We start from the raw sequence: 16,053 nt of genomic DNA on the forward strand, positions 1-16,053 counted from the left end.
TGCAGCGACGATATGCGATAATGCCGTAAGCCCGCAATTTTAACGCATCAAGGACCTTCGAGTGGATGATCGAGTGGAAGAGTTAGCCAGGATCTGCAGCATGACGGGCTATGCCGTGGTCGCAAAGGAACTTCCACAAGGATCGCTGAATCTGGAGATTCGTTCGGTCAACAGCCGTTATCTCGATATCCAGTTTCGCCTTCCCGATGAATTCCGGCAGCTGGAAGCCGCAATGCGCGAATTTCTGACTGCCCGCCTCAAGCGTGGAAAAATCGAGTGCCGCGTCAGTTTTTCCCGGATTACAGCCGCGGAAAATTTGCAGCATATTAATGCGGATTTGTTGCAAAAATTGCTGGAACTGGACCGTACCGTCAGAGCGGTACTGCCCGAGGCTCGGGGCCTGGCGGTGGCAGATGTCCTTCGTTGGCCCGGAATATTGGGTACGGAATCCTCCTCCGCGGAGAACCTTTTCGGACCGTACATGGAGTTGCTGGGTGCGGCACTGGACGAACTGACCGCTGCCCGTGGTCGTGAAGGTGCAAAACTCAAAGCGATATTGCTGGAACGCCTGGGCAATATGCGTCGACTCGCCTCCGAAGTCAGTCCACGCATTCCTGCTTTACTGGCGACATTTCAGGAAAAGCTCAAAGCCCGGCTGTGTGAAGCCATGATAAATTGTGATGACGAGCGCATCCGTCAGGAACTGACATTGTTCGCCAGCAAGATCGATGTGGATGAGGAATTGTCGCGCCTTCAGGCGCACTTCGACGAAGTAGAGCGCGTTCTGGAGAAAGGCGGAGCGATCGGCAAGCGGCTGGATTTCCTGATGCAGGAACTCAACCGGGAGGCCAATACCATTGGCGCGAAGTCTGTGGATGCGGAAGTATCGAAAATTTCAGTGGAACTCAAGGTATTGATCGAGCAAATGCGGGAACAGGCGCAGAATATCGAATAGCTGCAGGAAAATCGGCAGGTGAATGTATAAATAATTTTGGCGTTTATGTTTTTTGCCGCTTCAGCACGCAAATAGCCATCGTCTTGAATTGAAAACGGGAGTACCCGATTTACCGGTTATTATTGGAATTATTGGATGATAATGTGTAAATTCTCATGAGTGATTCCCTGCATCTCGTCTGTCCTCATTGTCACTCGATTAACCGTGTCCCCACTGCGCGCTTCGGCGAGCAGCCTAATTGCGGACAATGTCACCAGCCGATATTCGCCGGCCAGCCGTTGGAATTAACCGATTCAACCTTCGCGCGCTACATTAATAAAAACGATGTTCCGGTTCTGGTCGATTTCTGGGCGCCTTGGTGTGGGCCCTGCAAAATGATGGCGCCGGCCTTCAAAGAAGCGGCGACTCTGCTTGAGCCTCATGTTCGCCTCGCGAAGGTAAATACCGATATTGAGCAAACGGTCGGCGCACAGTATCTCATTCGCAGTATTCCCACCCTGATCCTGTTCAAGGGCGGTCGAGAGCTGGCGCGACAGGCGGGCGCAATGACCACACGGGATATCGTGCGCTGGACGCGATCCCAGGCTTTGGACTAGTTGAAGGGTAGAAAGAGTAGAGGTGAAATCCTGAAACTCGTTGAGTTGTGGAAGCTGTTACACTCTAGCTTTGACTCTTTGACCGGTGGGAAGTCACCGGAAAGAGCGCGAGCTCAATCGTAAAAACAAAAAAGCTGTAACACACCTATTGCTGAAGAGGAATTTCAGCAGGTCGAATCAATGACTACAACGCCAGGTACTCTATATATCATCAGCGCGCCGTCAGGAGCTGGCAAGACCAGCCTGGTCAAGGCCCTGCTGCAAGCGAATATCGATCTCAGCCTGTCCATTTCATATACCTCACGGCAGCCCCGTCCCGAAGAAATCGAAGGACGCGATTATCATTTCGTCACGCGTCAAGTATTCGAGCAGAAACTGCAAGAGGACGAGTTCCTGGAAAGCGCGGAACTCTATGGGAATTTCTACGGCACCTCGAAAAAGTGGATTAATGAAACCATGATGTCGGGACGGGACATTCTGCTGGAGATAGACAGCCAGGGCGCGCGTCAGGTGCGTGCGGTTTTCCCCGCAGCGGTGGGCATTTTTGTTCTGCCGCCATCACTCGAAGTGCTGGAAATGCGCTTGCGCCATCGAGCCCAGGACAGCCTCGAAGCGATCAGCCGCCGTCTGGCGGCGGCGCGCGAGGAGTTGAGTCATGCGGGGGAGTATAATTACATCATCATCAACGACAAGCTGGACAGGGCGTTGCAGGACCTGAAATGTATTGTACAGGTGGAGCGCCTGAAAACGGCGAAGCAGCTTGTCCGTCACCATGGCCTGCTGGCACAACTCACCCGCACGTCCGTTTTATAAACCGGACAAGCACGCGGACATCTCCGCTTCCTCATCCTCTCCCAGAGTTTTATAGAACCATCATTGGGAGCAACGGCATGCGCCTTTGCCGCAAAAGTGACGTGCAAAATGAAGTGCTTGGAATGTCCTCCGGGTTGCCTTTCCACAACCAGACACTCTATACTGTAATTTCCTTATATCCTGGTAAAGGAAATCATGGCGCGCATCACTGTTGACGATTGTCTGAAAAGAATTCCCAATCGCTTCGATATGACCCTCGTTGCAACCATTCGGGCGCGACAACTTTCAGTTGGCGGAAGCCCGATGGTGGAACCGTCGCGGGATAAACCGACCGTGATTGCGCTGCGGGAAATTTCACAAGGCCTGGTTGGAACGGATATCCTCACGACTGGCACCCTTTAGAGCGCTCGGGCGCTACCGGTGATGTAAAAAACAGGTTTTATTGCGTGACAAGCAAACTGACAATCAATCATCAAGTGAGGATACCGCTGCTATTCCGAAACGTATGTTGATGGGATGAAATGAAGGAAATGACGATGCAGGCGCGAGGTCTGTCCAGTTCTTCTGCTACTTTGCCCGAGGCGAGTTTCCTTTTTCACGAACTCTCCAGCTATCTCACGCGTGAGGATGTATCTGAGCTTCAGAACGCCTATCTCTTCAGTCAGAGTGCCCACTCGGGCCAATTCCGCCAATCCGGCGAGCCTTATATCTCTCATCCCCTCGCAGTAGCCAGCATTCTGGGCAAACTGCGCCTCGACAGTCAGACGCTGGCAGCAGCGCTGCTGCACGACGTGATGGAAGATACGCACGTTTCCAAAGCCGAGATCGGGGATCGCTTTGGCAAGTCGGTCGCGGAGCTGGTGGACGGTGTTTCCAAGCTGGACAAGATCGAATTCCAGAGCCACGCGGATGCGCAGGCGGAGAATTTCCGCAAAATGCTGCTGGCGATGGCGCGGGATGTACGCGTCATACTCATCAAACTGGCCGATCGGCTGCACAATATGCGCACGCTGGAGGCCATGCGGCCTGAGAAAAAGCGGCGCATCGCGCGTGAAACCATGGAAATCTACGCGCCTATTGCCAACCGGCTGGGACTCAACAATATCTACCACGAATTACAGGAATTAAGCTTCCGTTACCTGTATCCCAGGCGCTATCGGGTCCTGACCAACGCCACCAAAGCGGCACGCGGAAACCGCCGCGAGATGGTGTCGAAAATCCTCGATACCATGAAGCAGCGCCTGAAGACCTCAGGGTTGGATGCGGAAGTAACCGGACGCGAGAAACAGCTCTACAGCATCTACAAGAAGATGGTGGAGAAACATCTCTCGTTTTCGGAAATCCTGGACATCTATGGCTTTCGCGTCATCGTGAAGGACGTGCCTTCGTGCTACATCGCGCTGGGCGCACTGCACAGCCTCTACAACCCTATCCCCGGAAAATTCAAGGACTACATCGCCATCCCCAAGGCCAACGGCTATCAGTCGCTGCACAGCACTCTGTGGGGACCTTACGGCACGCCGATCGAAATCCAGATCCGGACACCGGAAATGCACCGGATTGCGGAGGCGGGCGTTGCTTCGCACTGGCTCTACAAGAGTTCCGACGCAGATCTGAACGATTTGAACATGAAAACCCATCAGTGGTTGCAGAGCCTGCTCGAAACCATGAGCGATTCCACCGATTCGCTGGAATTTCTGGAGCATATCAAGGTGGACCTGTTTCCGGGCGAGGTCTATGTCTTTACGCCCCAGGGCGAGATACTGGCGCTGCCCAAGGGGTCGACCGCAGTGGATTTCGCCTACGCGGTGCATACGGATATCGGCGACTGTTGCGTGGCAGCGAGAATTAACGGCGAGAATGCGCCGTTGCGCACCGTGCTCAGAAGCGGGGACCGGGTGGAAATCGTGACCGCATCCCATGCCAAGCCTAATCCGGCCTGGCTGAATTACGTGGTTACCGGCAAGGCGCGCTCGCATATCCGGCGTTTTCTCAAGACCATGCAATACGACGAATCGGCGAAACTCGGGGAGCGCCTGTTGAATCAGGCATTCGCCACGCTCAAGGTCGATCCGCAGACGATCAGCGAGGCGCAGTGGGAAAAACTGACGCGTGAAAGCGGCGCCAAATCCAGAACCGATTTGCTGGCAGACATGGGCTTGGGCAAGCATTTGCCGGGAGTGATTGCACGGCGGCTTGCGGCTTCACCCGGCGAATCCGCTCTCGGCGCGAGCGGGACTACGGATATCATTACGATACTCGGCACTGAGGGAATGGCCGTCCAATTTGCCAGGTGCTGCCGGCCCATTCCCGGTGACCCGGTTATAGCGTTTATCAAGAAAGATCAGGGACTCGTGATCCATGCCGATGACTGTCCGGCAGTGACCAAAAACAAGGGCAGTTCGGACAACTGGCTGGATGTGGCTTGGGGTAAGGATATCGACCGGCAGTTCGAAGTGGGTATCAAGCTGATGGTGGCCAATCAGCGGGGAGCACTAGCCAGGGTGGCGGCGGCCATCGCTGATGCGGATTCCAATATCGATAATGTCGCCATGGAGGGCGATGGCACATATACCACCATGAATTTCGTCTTACAGGTACGCAACCGCCATCATCTGGCACAGGTGATTCGCAGCCTGAGGCGTATTCCCGAAGTGGCAAAGATCAGCCGCGTGAAGGAGTGACAGGAACGGCAGAGCAAGCTCGCTTTCTCTCGCTTCTCTCGCCAGACGCACGTAGCTGCTCGCATCTCCTGTATGTCGCAGGCCTGGGAGCAATCTTTCCGATCAAGTACCTTTCATTCAGCTATCTTTCATACGCCAGGACAGGCGCCAGCCACGTCTCCGTTTCTTCCAGTGTCCAGTCCTTGCGCCTGGCGTAATCCTCCACCTGATCCTTGCCGATCTTGCCGACTGCGAAATACCTGGCTTCCGGGTGGGAAAAGTAAAAGCCTGATACTGCGGCCGTGGGTACCATGGCAAAGGATTCAGTCACGATGATGCCTGCATTTTCAGGCGCGTTCAGCATTTCAAACAAGGGGCCCTTCTCGGTATGATCCGGACAGGCCGGGTAGCCCGGCGCGGGGCGAATTCCCTGGTATTCTTCCGCGACCAGTTGCTCATTGCTCAGGTTTTCATCCTGGACAAAGCCCCAGAATTCACGCCGTATCCGCCAGTGCATGTGCTCCGCAAAAGCTTCCGCCAGACGATCCGCCAGCGCTTTCAGGATAATTGCGCTGTAATCGTCATGCGCCTCCTCGAACACCTTTAACTTTGCCTCGATGCCCATTCCCGCGGTCACCGCGAATGCGCCAATGGTGTCGGCAATGCCGCTTTCCCTGGGAGCAATGAAATCGGCCAGGCACAGGTTGGGCTTGCCGTCCGGTTTCATGGTTTGCTGGCGCAGGTTGTGGAAGGTCATCGCTACCCGCTGGCGGGTTTTGTCCGCATAGATTTCGATATCATCGCTGTTGACCGTATTAGCGGAAAACAGGCCGAATACGGCATTTGCTGCAAGCCACTTCTGCTCCACGATCTTTTTCAGCATCATCTGCGCATCACGGTAGAGATTGCTGGCTGCCTCACCAACCACTTCATCTTCCAGGATGGCGGGGAAACGCCCCGACAGTTCCCATGCCTGGAAGAACGGTGTCCAGTCTATGAAGGGCACGATTTTTTCCAGGGGATAATTTCGCAAGGATCTGACACCGGTAAACCCTGGTGAAGGTGGAGTGTATGTTTCCCAATCGGTCTTGAACGCATTCTTCCGCGCGTCCGCGATCGACAGCAACGGCGCCGGTCCTTTCTTGTTCTTATGCTGCGCCCGCACTCTCTCGTACTCGACCTGGATTTTTTGAATATAGTCTGTCCGTAAATCCTCCGACAGCAGATTACTGCACACGCCGACCGCGCGGCTTGCATCCGGCACCCATACCGTAACCCCGCTGTATTTGGGCGCCACCTTCACAGCGGTATGTACCCGTGAAGTCGTCGCGCCGCCGATCAACAAGGGGATGGTAAAGCCTTCCCGCTCCATCTCCTTGGCTACGTGCGCCATTTCTTCCAGGGAGGGCGTAATCAGGCCGGACAAGCCGATCATGTCGGCATTTTCGCGTCTGGCAGTCTCCAGAATCTTGGCACTGGGGACCATCACCCCCATGTTCACCACTTCATAATTGTTGCACTGAAGCACCACGGTGACGATATTTTTGCCAATGTCATGCACATCGCCCTTGACGGTGGCAATGACGATCTTGCCCTTGGGTTTGGAATCGCCCAGCAGCTTCTTTTCCGCCTCGATGAACGGCAGCAGGTGCGCTACCGCCTGTTTCATCACGCGCGCAGATTTCACCACCTGGGGCAGGAACATCTTGCCTGATCCGAACAGATCACCGACGACGCTCATGCCGTTCATCAGGGGACCCTCGATCACCTGGATTGGACGTCCGCCCTGCGCGGCTATTTCCTGCCGGACTGCCTCGGTGTCTTCCACGATATAGGTGGTAATCCCCCTGACCAGGGCATGCGTCAGCCGCTCCTGTAGCGTACCGTTCCGCCACGCAAGGTCTTCGGTGCTTTCCTTGCTTTGCCCCTTGAAGCTCTCGGCAAATTCCACCAGGCGCTCGGTGGGGGTAGCCTCTCCATCTTCCGGGAGGGCACGGTTGAGCAGCACATCCTCGACCCGTTCCAGCAGGTCCTTGGGAATATCGGAATAAACACCGAGCTGCCCGGCGTTCACGATGCCCATCGTCATCCCGGCACGAACGGCATGGTAGAGGAAGGCAGTGTGGATCGCTTCCCGCACGGGCTCATTACCGCGGAAGGAGAAGGAAACATTCGAAACGCCGCCGCTCACCTTCGCATACGGCAGCTTTTCCTTGATGGCGCGGGTCGCTTCGATAAAATCCACGCCGTAATTATTGTGTTCTTCTATCCCGGTAGCGATTGCAAAGATATTCGGATCAAAGATGATGTCCTCAGGGGGGAAACCAACCTGATCAACGAGAATGCGGTAGCAGCGCGCGCAAATCTCCACCTTGCGCGCCAGGGTGTCCGCCTGCCCGGTCTCGTCGAACGCCATCACGATAACCGCAGCGCCATAACGCCGCGCGAGTTTCGCATGTTCGATGAATTCGGCTTCACCTTCCTTGAGGCTGATGGAGTTGATGATAGGCTTGCCTTGCACGCACTTCAGCCCGGCTTCAATGACCGACCACTTGCTGGAATCGATCATGATCGGCACACGGCTGATATCCGGCTCCGCAGCGACGAGATTCAGGAAAGTAACCATCGCCTTCTGCGAATCGAGCATCGCCTCGTCCATGTTGATGTCGATGATCTGCGCCCCATTCTCGACCTGGCTGCGTCCGACGCTAAGTGCTTCCGCATAGTTGTTGCCGAGTATCAGGCGGGCAAAGGCTTTCGAACCGGTGACGTTGGTCCGCTCCCCGACGTTTACAAACAGGGAGTCATCACCGATGTTGAGCGGTTCAAGACCGGAAAGACGAAGTTTCTTTGGAACATCCGGCACGGCCCGAGGCGGGATACTCCCTACGGCGTCTGCGATCGCCTTGATATGGGCAGGCGTGGTGCCGCAGCACCCGCCGACGATATTCACAAAACCGGATTGCGCATACCCCTTGATCAACCCTGCAGTATATTCCGGGGATTCGTCATAGCCCGTCTCCGCCAGCGGATTGGGCAAGCCCGCGTTGGGGTGAGCACTCACATACACGCCTGCGACCCTGGAAAGCTCCTCGACGTAGGGGCGCATCAGCTCCGCCCCCAGGGCGCAGTTGAGCCCTACGGACAACGGACGGGCATGAGATACGGAGTTCCAGAATGCTTCCGGCGTCTGGCCGGAAAGCGTGCGTCCCGAAGCATCCGTTATCGTGGCCGAAATCATGATGGGAACACGCACCTGATGCGTTTCGAAATACCGGTCTATGGCAAACAGTGCCGCTTTCGCATTGAGGGTATCGAATATGGTTTCCACCAGCAGAATATCAGCTCCGCCGTCGAGCAGGCCGCGAATGGATTCGGAATAATCCTCCACCAGCTGGTCGAATGTGATGCCGCGGAAGCCGGGGTCGTTCACGTCGGGAGAAATCGAAGCGGTTTTGGTGGTCGGCCCCAGCACGCCCGCGACAAAGCGCGGCTTCTCGGGCGTCTTTGCTTCCATCGCTTGGGCTGCTTCCTTTGCCAGCCTGGCCCCGACAAAGTTGAGCTCATACACCAAGTCCTGCATGTGGTAGTCGCTCATCGAGGCCGCGGTGGAATTGAAAGTGTTGGTTTCGACGATGTCTGCGCCCGCCTGCAGATAGGATTCATGAATGGAACGGATCACCTGCGGCTGAGTGAGCGTCAGGAGATCGTTGTTACCTCGGAGATCATGCGGAAAATCGGCAAAGCGCTCCCCGCGATAGTCCTTTTCGCCAAGCTTGTGGCTCTGGATCATGGTGCCCATCGCACCGTCGAGCAGCAGGATGCGGCGGGCCAGCAGGTCTTCCAGTAATTTGATTCGAGGGTGTTCGTTCATGGCAATACCAGGATTCAGGTGGAGCCTGGATTCTACCATGCCCTTATCCACAGATTCCCTCCGGTTGGCTCACAAGCGACCCGCTGAGAAGCTTCTCTTGATAGCGTCAATGGCAGTTTCTGTCTGGATGAGGCGGGGCAAGATTGATTCGGATATCCAAAATCAGCAAGGGTAAGCCAAAAAATTTTGGCATAACAATTGCTCTGCTCATTTTACTTCTCCTTTCTCTCATGTTAGAAAGGCTAACTCTTAATCAAGAGACCCTGTCCTACATCATGTTTTTTAGCGAGAGGTATACCATCTGCTAAGAATTTTTGTAGCAACAGTGGAACAGACTGGAGGAAGATTTTCAGCTGAAAAATGGCGACAAAAAAACGGATGTGCAAGATGACCCATTGCTGTCATATTTAACTCATCTCTACATTGTGTATGGATGATCGTAAGCCGGCAAAACTACTTCATACTGGTTAATGACACACAAAGAGTATTCTCAAGGCACCGACAATGTGCTGGCCGATCCAGGCTTTGACGATGCGGAAGAGCTGCCTGCGAAGACGCTCCTCGCGGTCAAACTGAACGAACTGATCGACAAGCGGGGCTTAAGTCAGACTGAGTCGGCTCGCCTCACCGACATGACGCAACCGAAAGTGCCCCAGATTCGGCGCTACAAACTACGGAACATCTCGCTCGAACGCTTGATGCAGGCGTTGATGTCGCTCGACCAGCATGTTGAGGCCGTTGTTCGCCCTGCACGCCGTCCGCATGGGGCTGCCATTAAGGTGACCGCATAATGCGACGAGACAGAATAGCTGAGCTGAGCCGGTTAGCAACTGGTCTGGCTGTCTATATCTTATGCAGCTGTTTCGCTCAAGCTGAAATATTAAGCGGTCGGGTCGTCAAGATCGCCGATGGCGATACCCTGACAGTTCTCGATAAATCAAACCGGCAGCACAAGATAAGACTCATAGGCATCGATGCGCCTGAACGCAAGCAGCCCTTTGGCACCGTATCCCGGCAAAACCTGGCTGATCTGGTATTTGGCAAGGAAGTTGCCGTGGAGTGGCACAAGCAAGACCGCTATCAGCGTGTTTTGGGAAAAGTGCTGCTGAATGGACAGGACGTCAACCTTAAGCAGATCAAGGCGGGGCTGGCATGGCATTACACACAGTATGACAAAGATCTGCGGCTGGCTGATAAGCGGCTTTATGCCGAGGCTCAAAAAGCAGCCGATCTCAAGGGCATTGGACTGTGGAGTGATCCGTCGCCTGTCGCACCGTGGGATTTCAGGCATAACAAGCCTGCACCGGCAGTCGCAGACGAAGGATGCGAGATCAGGCTTCCTGGATTCCGGTACAAGATCGACCCAGTCATTTGCGGGATTTGTCGGAATGCCCTCAAGTCTGTCTCCACCCTGCCCGGATTCATGGAGCTTGTGCGTCTTGCAACTCGTCCCGGTTCCGATGAGGCCAATTGAATCGAATATCGGGAGACTGAACATTAATCTATGCGCGGACGTTTTGAGCAATCCGGAACGCGGCGGTATTTAGTCTCCCCACTCCTATTCTCACCCGCTTGCCTTGGCCATTTCAATGGCCTCGGCCCACGTGTTGCCTCAGGCAATCAATTATCCGTTGTTTGTTATTGGCATTCGCCACACGTACTGCAAGCAGCAGGCCAGCCTGCGCATGTGGCACTTTGTTCGCACCTTTGTCTTCCCCCGGCAAGCTACCTGCTGCGGCTGAGCCGGTATAACCGCCCAGGGCAGCTACTGCGCCTGCCGGTCCTTCAACCACCGTGCTGGCAATACCTGCCGCAATGCCTCGGGAGCCTGCGCCAGTAGCCGTCCCTTTTGCCGCCCCTTTTGCACCACCTTGGCCGTTGGTTCTAGCCGCATCACGATCCGAATCGAGAGCACCTGGCTGATTGTCAAATAAAATGAAAATATCATTCTCATTTACAGAATCAACCAGTGACGCTGCTGCTGCCCTGGCCTCATCGCCTGTTTCAAATCTTCCTGTGATAATGTCTTCCATAAATCTCTCCTGAAAATGATGGATTAACGATCCCAGTCTTCGTCAAGTACTTCATTCCTGAGCCAGTCTTGCCGATTGCCTGGCTTGGATTACAGAAGTTATTCTAAGAACGACAGTTATCCCGATCTGTTCGGTAACTCACCCCGGAGAGAATATATTTTTCCTAACTTGATCAGGCCTGGGCAGAATCTTTAGGATAATCTCCTTAAATTAAGCTCCAGCCCTAGTGTGAACTTCAAGTAATAAGTCCAATCAAGAGGGGTCACTGCAGTTTGTGATGAATTTTGTCCATGAGCTACGCAGTTGCAAGCATACGACCCATCATTTAATCCGCGCGGGGGGAATAACAATTGGAAAAGGACCAAAGCACGATGACTTCCCTTCAGAACCCCTTCCCGAAGGTAGAGGCCTTCTTATCTGCGCTTCACGAGCAGACTTTCTTTAAGGACGAGTCAACGCGCTTAACCACATGAAGCAGGTCCAACGGAGATAACCATTCCCCTGATAAGGCAGGAAAAAACAGGATTTTTTCACACATAAGAAAAATGCTATTTGCTCTAAATTGGCCGTACGAACGATGCGCAACGGCTAAAAGGAGCGGATAGCATGGACAGAGATGACGAGGCATGGCGTTCACTTTGGACGCTTGAAATGATTTCCCGAACGGCAATGCATCAATCTAGTGTCACAGCCCGATTGACACGCTCGCCAAATAATCCAAAGATAGATCGTACCTCGCTTGAAAATAAGGACAGCCTGGATCCGTCACGCTGGGATCTGGGTGACATTTCCAAGCAACTAATGACGCTGTGGTTGGAAGGAAGTTTCGAGCGCATGAAGGACCCATCTATCCAAACGTCTCGTGACTCCACTATCTAGGGATGGGGATGTGGCCCCGGAGGCCCACATCCCAACCAAGTCCCCTACTGCAGTTCAGTACCCGCCTGACCCCCCTCCAGAGCCGCCAGACCCTGATGTTCCACCGCCACCTGTCCCTCCTCCCGAGCCTCCTGTTCCTGATGTTCCACCGACGCTGCCCGCCCCCGATGTTCCACCAGACCCGCCCATCCCAGCTGTTCCACCGGACCCGCCTGTCCCAGCTGTTCCGCCCGAGCCGCGTATCCCCGACGTTCCGGAACTTCCAGACCCCGACATTCCCGAGCTACCTGATCCCATTGATGAGTCCGCTCCCGCCCCGGTGCCTTGGCCGGACATTACCCCACTAGCTCCTGTGCCTTGACCGGACATGGCCCCGCCACCTCCTGTGCCACTGGTCTGGGCGTAAGCCAAGCTAGCTACTCCAGATATCAGGCCGGCAAGCAGGATGGAACGGGTAGTGTTTTTTAAAAGGAAGATATATTTCATGATTGCTCCTTCATCTCAAATCGGCGAAATTGCTGGATTGAAATAATAGACTTATGCCCAACTCGTTCCGTACGGTGGCACGCATAGCTTTATGGCTTGCCCAGGCAAGCTTTAGGAAAATACGGGAGCACGCCTCAGGGGGGAAATGCAGGAAGAACTTTGAAGTGCGTGCCTTGATCGGTACACGGATCTTAAGACCCAATGCTCGAACGCCTGACCATCACGCCCGCTGAGCTGCGCAGATGATCAAGGCGGCCGTTGCTGAGGGTCACTATGCCTCGGCGAGGGGATCGTCGAGCGCGCGAAGAAATTATTGGCTGCACGCAAGCGCCCTCGCGGGAGCCCTCCACTCCCTCGCACAGCAAGCAGTACGAGATTCAGTGCAGGGGGTAAGACATAAAATCCCATAAAATCCGGGGTAGCATCCTAAAAGGATGGAACTGGAGAGCTATCATTGCTGTCGATAGAAGCGCGACCAGTCTGCGATAGCGAGTAACCATATGTCTTTCTTTCCGGATAAAGAGGAGTTGCGACCGCAGGCAATGGAAATTCTGGCGGCGCAAGCGGCGGCCGCGGGGCTGATCTATGTCTCCGGCGATGAGCCCGGGATCAGAAGGTTAGCCTCCGGCGAGGGATTTCGTTATATCGGTCCGGATGAAAAGCCCTTGAGTGATAAGGACGAGCTTGAGCGCATTGCCCGGCTCGCCATTCCTCCCGCTTATACCGACGTCTGGATTTGTCCTCATCCCCTGGGCCACTTGCAGGCCACGGGACTGGATGCGCGCAGCCGCAAGCAGTACCGCTACCATTCCGATTGGCGCGCGGTACGAGACAGCATCAAATTTGACCGGATGGTGGAATTCGGTGAAGCTCTGCCCCAACTGCGCGAGCGTGTACACCTTGATCTGAAAAAACGAGGCTTGCCGCAAAAAAAGGTTGTTGCTGCAATAGTGAAACTGCTTGATACGACGCAGGTGCGCATCGGTAACCTGTCTTACGCGCGCGATAACCACAGTTTCGGACTTACAACCCTGCGCAAGCGACATCTTGCCTTCATCAACCCCAGACGCGCATTATTGAAATTCCGGGGCAAGAGCGGGGTCGAGCACGAAGTCACGATCGGTGACAGGCGCATCGTCAGCATTATCCGGACTTGCCGGGAGCTGAGGGGCCAGCATCTTTTCCAGTATCTGGATGAGAGCGGCCAGCGGCGGCCGGTCGGAGCAGAGCAGGTAAACGCCTACCTCCACGAAGTCATGGAAGCCGAGTTTACGGCGAAGGATTTCCGAACATGGAGCGGAACCTTGCGGGCGTTCGAGATCATGCTCAATACGCCGTTGCCTGAATTTCCGACCAAGCGCGCACTCAAGGCCAGCATTGTCGCGGCGATACGGCAAGTCGCGGAAGATCTGCGCAATACCCCTGCCGTCTGCCGGAAATCCTACATCAATCCGGCGGTGTTTTCTGCCTGGCAGAAAGGCGATCTTCATCGCTGCGTGCAAGAACTGGAAGAAGCAGCACATCCCGCGCATGACCCGCTCGAGTCTGCCGTGCTGTCTTTTCTGCGGAAACAAAAGACCGAATAAAACTCAGTTTTTTCCCAGCTTCTGCTGTTCCTCTATCACAGCCAGAACGCGCTGCGCTGATCGCAGCGAGCCTTCAATAAATCCCTGGTAGTCAGAAAACGCTTCTCCGCAAACGTGCAGGTTGTTTTGCCCGGCTTCCTGCTCCTCTTGTTCGAGAGAAAATGCCTCGAGAAACTCGATATGCTCCCGGGACTTTACACCCGGACGCCACCCGTGCGCCGCGGCACCGAAAGGCTCCTTCCCCCAGTCGCGCATACCACAGGCGAGAAGGCGGCCTGTGGTAAAGTCATGGTGCTCATAATCCCTGGCAAACTGCACGAAACGCTGCCACAGGCGAGTCGATCCGGGCTTGATTTCGATAATCGAACCGCACATCGGAGAGGGTTTTTTCTCCAGGAACCAGACCCTGGCGGCATCCTGATAGTCGACCTGTGGCCCCTCCGGTTGCTCGGGACCTTTGGAATTATTGCCGGATTCGCTTCTGAGATAATCGGACCAGAATGTGATTGCCGGGCGGTCGGTATAAATCATGATCAACCCTTTTGTCCGGTCCCTGCTTTTCACATACAGCAGCTCGCGGGTTGGTATGTCGGATGCATAGCGGTTGAGAGACCGGTTGTCTTCCCACCAGGGCTTCTCGATGACAAAAAAACATTTCAGCAGCGGAAGGCAAGCGACCGCATTGAATGCTTCGTGAAGATTGCCTTTCGGACGCTCCCCATTCCATGACATTTCCTCGAGCGGACGCTTCGGCAGGGCAAAAATGACTCTTCGTGCGCACACAAGCTCGACTTCATCCTGTTTCTGCACGGTAAGGGCAACCAGCGCATTATCCCGTCTTTCTACGCTCACCACCCTTGCGCCTTTCGCGATTTTCAGACGAGGAGATTCGTGACTGCTCTGGTGCTTCCGCAAGACTTCCAGGAGGTTCCAGATTATCCTGCTCATCCCTCCGCGTATGCCCCGAAGCGAACCCGTGCTTCGAATTGCCCTGAGCCAGAAGATAATCCACTCGGCGGCATTCAGATTTTCGTGAACAAAGTGATAGTAACTCCCCCAATCCCTGATCTTGACCACCGCATAATGGCTCAAGACATCGCTGAGGACGTTCCAGAATCCCAAGTCCCATAACGGCTGGTCCCTGAACCGCGCGTGCTCCCGGATCGTTACGAAGTCAGGATCGGTAAGATACTGTATCCATTCGAGCAGCTCTCCCTTCCAGTAATGGCGATAAAAGAACTGCGCGCTGTGCAGCTTTCTCCATTGTTCATTGGCGGCATCCGTACACCAGGGATTCGAAGCCGAGCCGTCGAATTTCGGGCCGTGGACGAGCTCGAAGATGCGCCTGAGAGCGAGTATCATCAGGTCAAAAGGAGTTTTCTGCTGCGCTTCCTCCTCCTGAAGCGTGAATCGAGGCGCCATCGGATCTTCGGAGGTGTACGAAGAGAACGGCACGAGGTCATCCAGGCTTTCTTCCTCCCCGGGGCCAGGCTCCCTGATTCCAAGATCGTCGAGCAATCCCTGCAATAAAATCTGGTCCCGCGGCTCGATTCTCATGGGCCCGAATTCCGCCCGGAAGTATTCGATATCGGTCAGCTTTTCGACATCGTTGCCATCCACATTCCTGAATGATTTTTCTGTCGGACCTCTGAATGGAGACTGTTTACCCGTTTGCGGGTCAGGGGGAGCAAGGCAACCATTATCGATGTTCCAGTTACACGGGTCCCATGTATCTTCAAAACCGATCTTCTTTCCATTTTCCTCACTGCTTCTCAGCAGGGACCACGTTTCGATGCGCCCACCAAACCGGTCGGAAGCTTCCAGAAGGAAAATGCTCCTGATATCGAGCGAGCCGTCCCGGACTTTCTTGATAAGCTCGTGGCAGCAATAGAGCCCGGCAATACCGCCGCCGACAATTACCAGATCATATATTTCCGCTTTCTGCGTATGCTGCGTATGAGATGTGCTGCCCGGCATTTTTTCTCCCTTTACCCCGGTGACCTCGATGCTTCAAGCGGGCTGATGAGACCCGATCGACCGAAACCTAATGCATCGAGTGCATCAGGCGCAGTCCCTGATCTTGAATTATAAGGATAGAAGATCGCGGAACGGAAACAGAAATCAGTGCCAGTAATCCCGCTGCTTCAGAATACAAGGTGCGCTGATTG

General features: G+C 54.6%; 13 protein-coding genes. 9 read left to right on the top strand and 4 right to left on the bottom strand.

The genetic code is table 11. From position 1 onward, the window contains the following. The first annotated feature begins 100 nt into the window (after positions 1–100). The 5 genes from C8R21_RS05050 (at position 101) to C8R21_RS05070 (ending at position 5,048) form a co-directional block, all read left to right on the top strand. Positions 101–955: a YicC/YloC family endoribonuclease gene (locus C8R21_RS05050; protein ID WP_181258854.1), complete on the top strand. Its 855-nt coding sequence runs from the start codon at positions 101–103 to the stop codon at positions 953–955. 155 nt (positions 956–1,110) lie between these two features. Continuing rightward, complete coding sequence (gene trxC, locus C8R21_RS05055) at positions 1,111–1,551, top strand: thioredoxin TrxC (RefSeq protein WP_107761724.1); 441 nt, start codon at positions 1,111–1,113, stop codon at positions 1,549–1,551. A 180-nt stretch (positions 1,552–1,731) separates the two neighbouring features. After that, a complete protein-coding gene (gene gmk, locus C8R21_RS05060) occupies positions 1,732–2,364 on the top strand; it encodes a guanylate kinase (RefSeq protein ID WP_074975322.1) in 633 nt (210 codons plus the stop codon). 195 nt (positions 2,365–2,559) lie between these two features. Continuing rightward, complete coding sequence (gene rpoZ / locus C8R21_RS05065) at positions 2,560–2,766, top strand: DNA-directed RNA polymerase subunit omega (protein ID WP_074709157.1); 207 nt, start codon at positions 2,560–2,562, stop codon at positions 2,764–2,766. A 119-nt stretch (positions 2,767–2,885) separates the two neighbouring features. Beyond that, complete coding sequence (locus C8R21_RS05070) at positions 2,886–5,048, top strand: RelA/SpoT family protein (RefSeq protein WP_371265884.1); 2,163 nt, start codon at positions 2,886–2,888, stop codon at positions 5,046–5,048. A 121-nt stretch (positions 5,049–5,169) separates the two neighbouring features. On the opposite strand, the gene metH is transcribed toward C8R21_RS05070, so the two are convergent. Continuing rightward, complete coding sequence (gene metH / locus C8R21_RS05075) at positions 5,170–8,901, bottom strand: methionine synthase (protein ID WP_107761752.1); 3,732 nt, start codon at positions 8,899–8,901, stop codon at positions 5,170–5,172. Between the two features lie 470 nt (positions 8,902–9,371). Between metH and C8R21_RS05080 the strand changes: the two genes are divergently transcribed. Beyond that, the gene (locus tag C8R21_RS05080) at positions 9,372–9,692 is read left to right on the top strand and encodes a helix-turn-helix domain-containing protein (RefSeq protein ID WP_107761725.1); all 321 of its coding nucleotides are present in this window, start codon (positions 9,372–9,374) and stop codon (positions 9,690–9,692) included. Continuing rightward, positions 9,692–10,375: a thermonuclease family protein gene (locus C8R21_RS05085; protein ID WP_107761726.1), complete on the top strand. Its 684-nt coding sequence runs from the start codon at positions 9,692–9,694 to the stop codon at positions 10,373–10,375. The genes C8R21_RS05080 and C8R21_RS05085 overlap by 1 nt, the downstream gene beginning before the upstream one ends. A 112-nt stretch (positions 10,376–10,487) precedes the next feature. Here C8R21_RS05085 and C8R21_RS05090 read toward each other — a convergent pair whose 3' ends face one another. Continuing rightward, positions 10,488–10,934, bottom strand: coding sequence for a hypothetical protein (locus C8R21_RS05090; protein ID WP_107761727.1), 447 nt, complete (start codon positions 10,932–10,934; stop codon positions 10,488–10,490). Between the two features lie 606 nt (positions 10,935–11,540). On the opposite strand from C8R21_RS05090, the gene C8R21_RS15605 reads away from it, so the two are divergent. Continuing rightward, entirely contained in the window at positions 11,541–11,813 is a 273-nt protein-coding gene (locus C8R21_RS15605) for a hypothetical protein (RefSeq protein ID WP_146162443.1), read from the top strand. A 44-nt stretch (positions 11,814–11,857) separates the two neighbouring features. Here C8R21_RS15605 and C8R21_RS15840 read toward each other — a convergent pair whose 3' ends face one another. Beyond that, on the bottom strand, positions 11,858–12,016 hold the full coding sequence (locus tag C8R21_RS15840; RefSeq protein ID WP_181258855.1) for a hypothetical protein: 159 nt from the start codon (positions 12,014–12,016) through the stop codon (positions 11,858–11,860). Positions 12,017–12,799: 783 nt separating this feature from the next. Between C8R21_RS15840 and C8R21_RS05095 the strand changes: the two genes are divergently transcribed. After that, on the top strand, positions 12,800–13,885 hold the full coding sequence (locus C8R21_RS05095) for a DNA topoisomerase IB (protein WP_107761728.1): 1,086 nt from the start codon (positions 12,800–12,802) through the stop codon (positions 13,883–13,885). Positions 13,886–13,888: 3 nt separating this feature from the next. Here C8R21_RS05095 and C8R21_RS05100 read toward each other — a convergent pair whose 3' ends face one another. Beyond that, positions 13,889–15,862 (bottom strand): FAD-dependent oxidoreductase, encoded by a 1,974-nt coding sequence (locus C8R21_RS05100; protein ID WP_107761729.1) that lies wholly within the window; start codon positions 15,860–15,862, stop codon positions 13,889–13,891. Positions 15,863–16,053 lie beyond the last annotated feature (191 nt).

It is taken from the genome of Nitrosospira multiformis (assembly GCF_003050865.1).
In the GTDB taxonomy this organism is placed as follows: Bacteria; Pseudomonadota; Gammaproteobacteria; order Burkholderiales; family Nitrosomonadaceae; genus Nitrosospira; species Nitrosospira multiformis_E.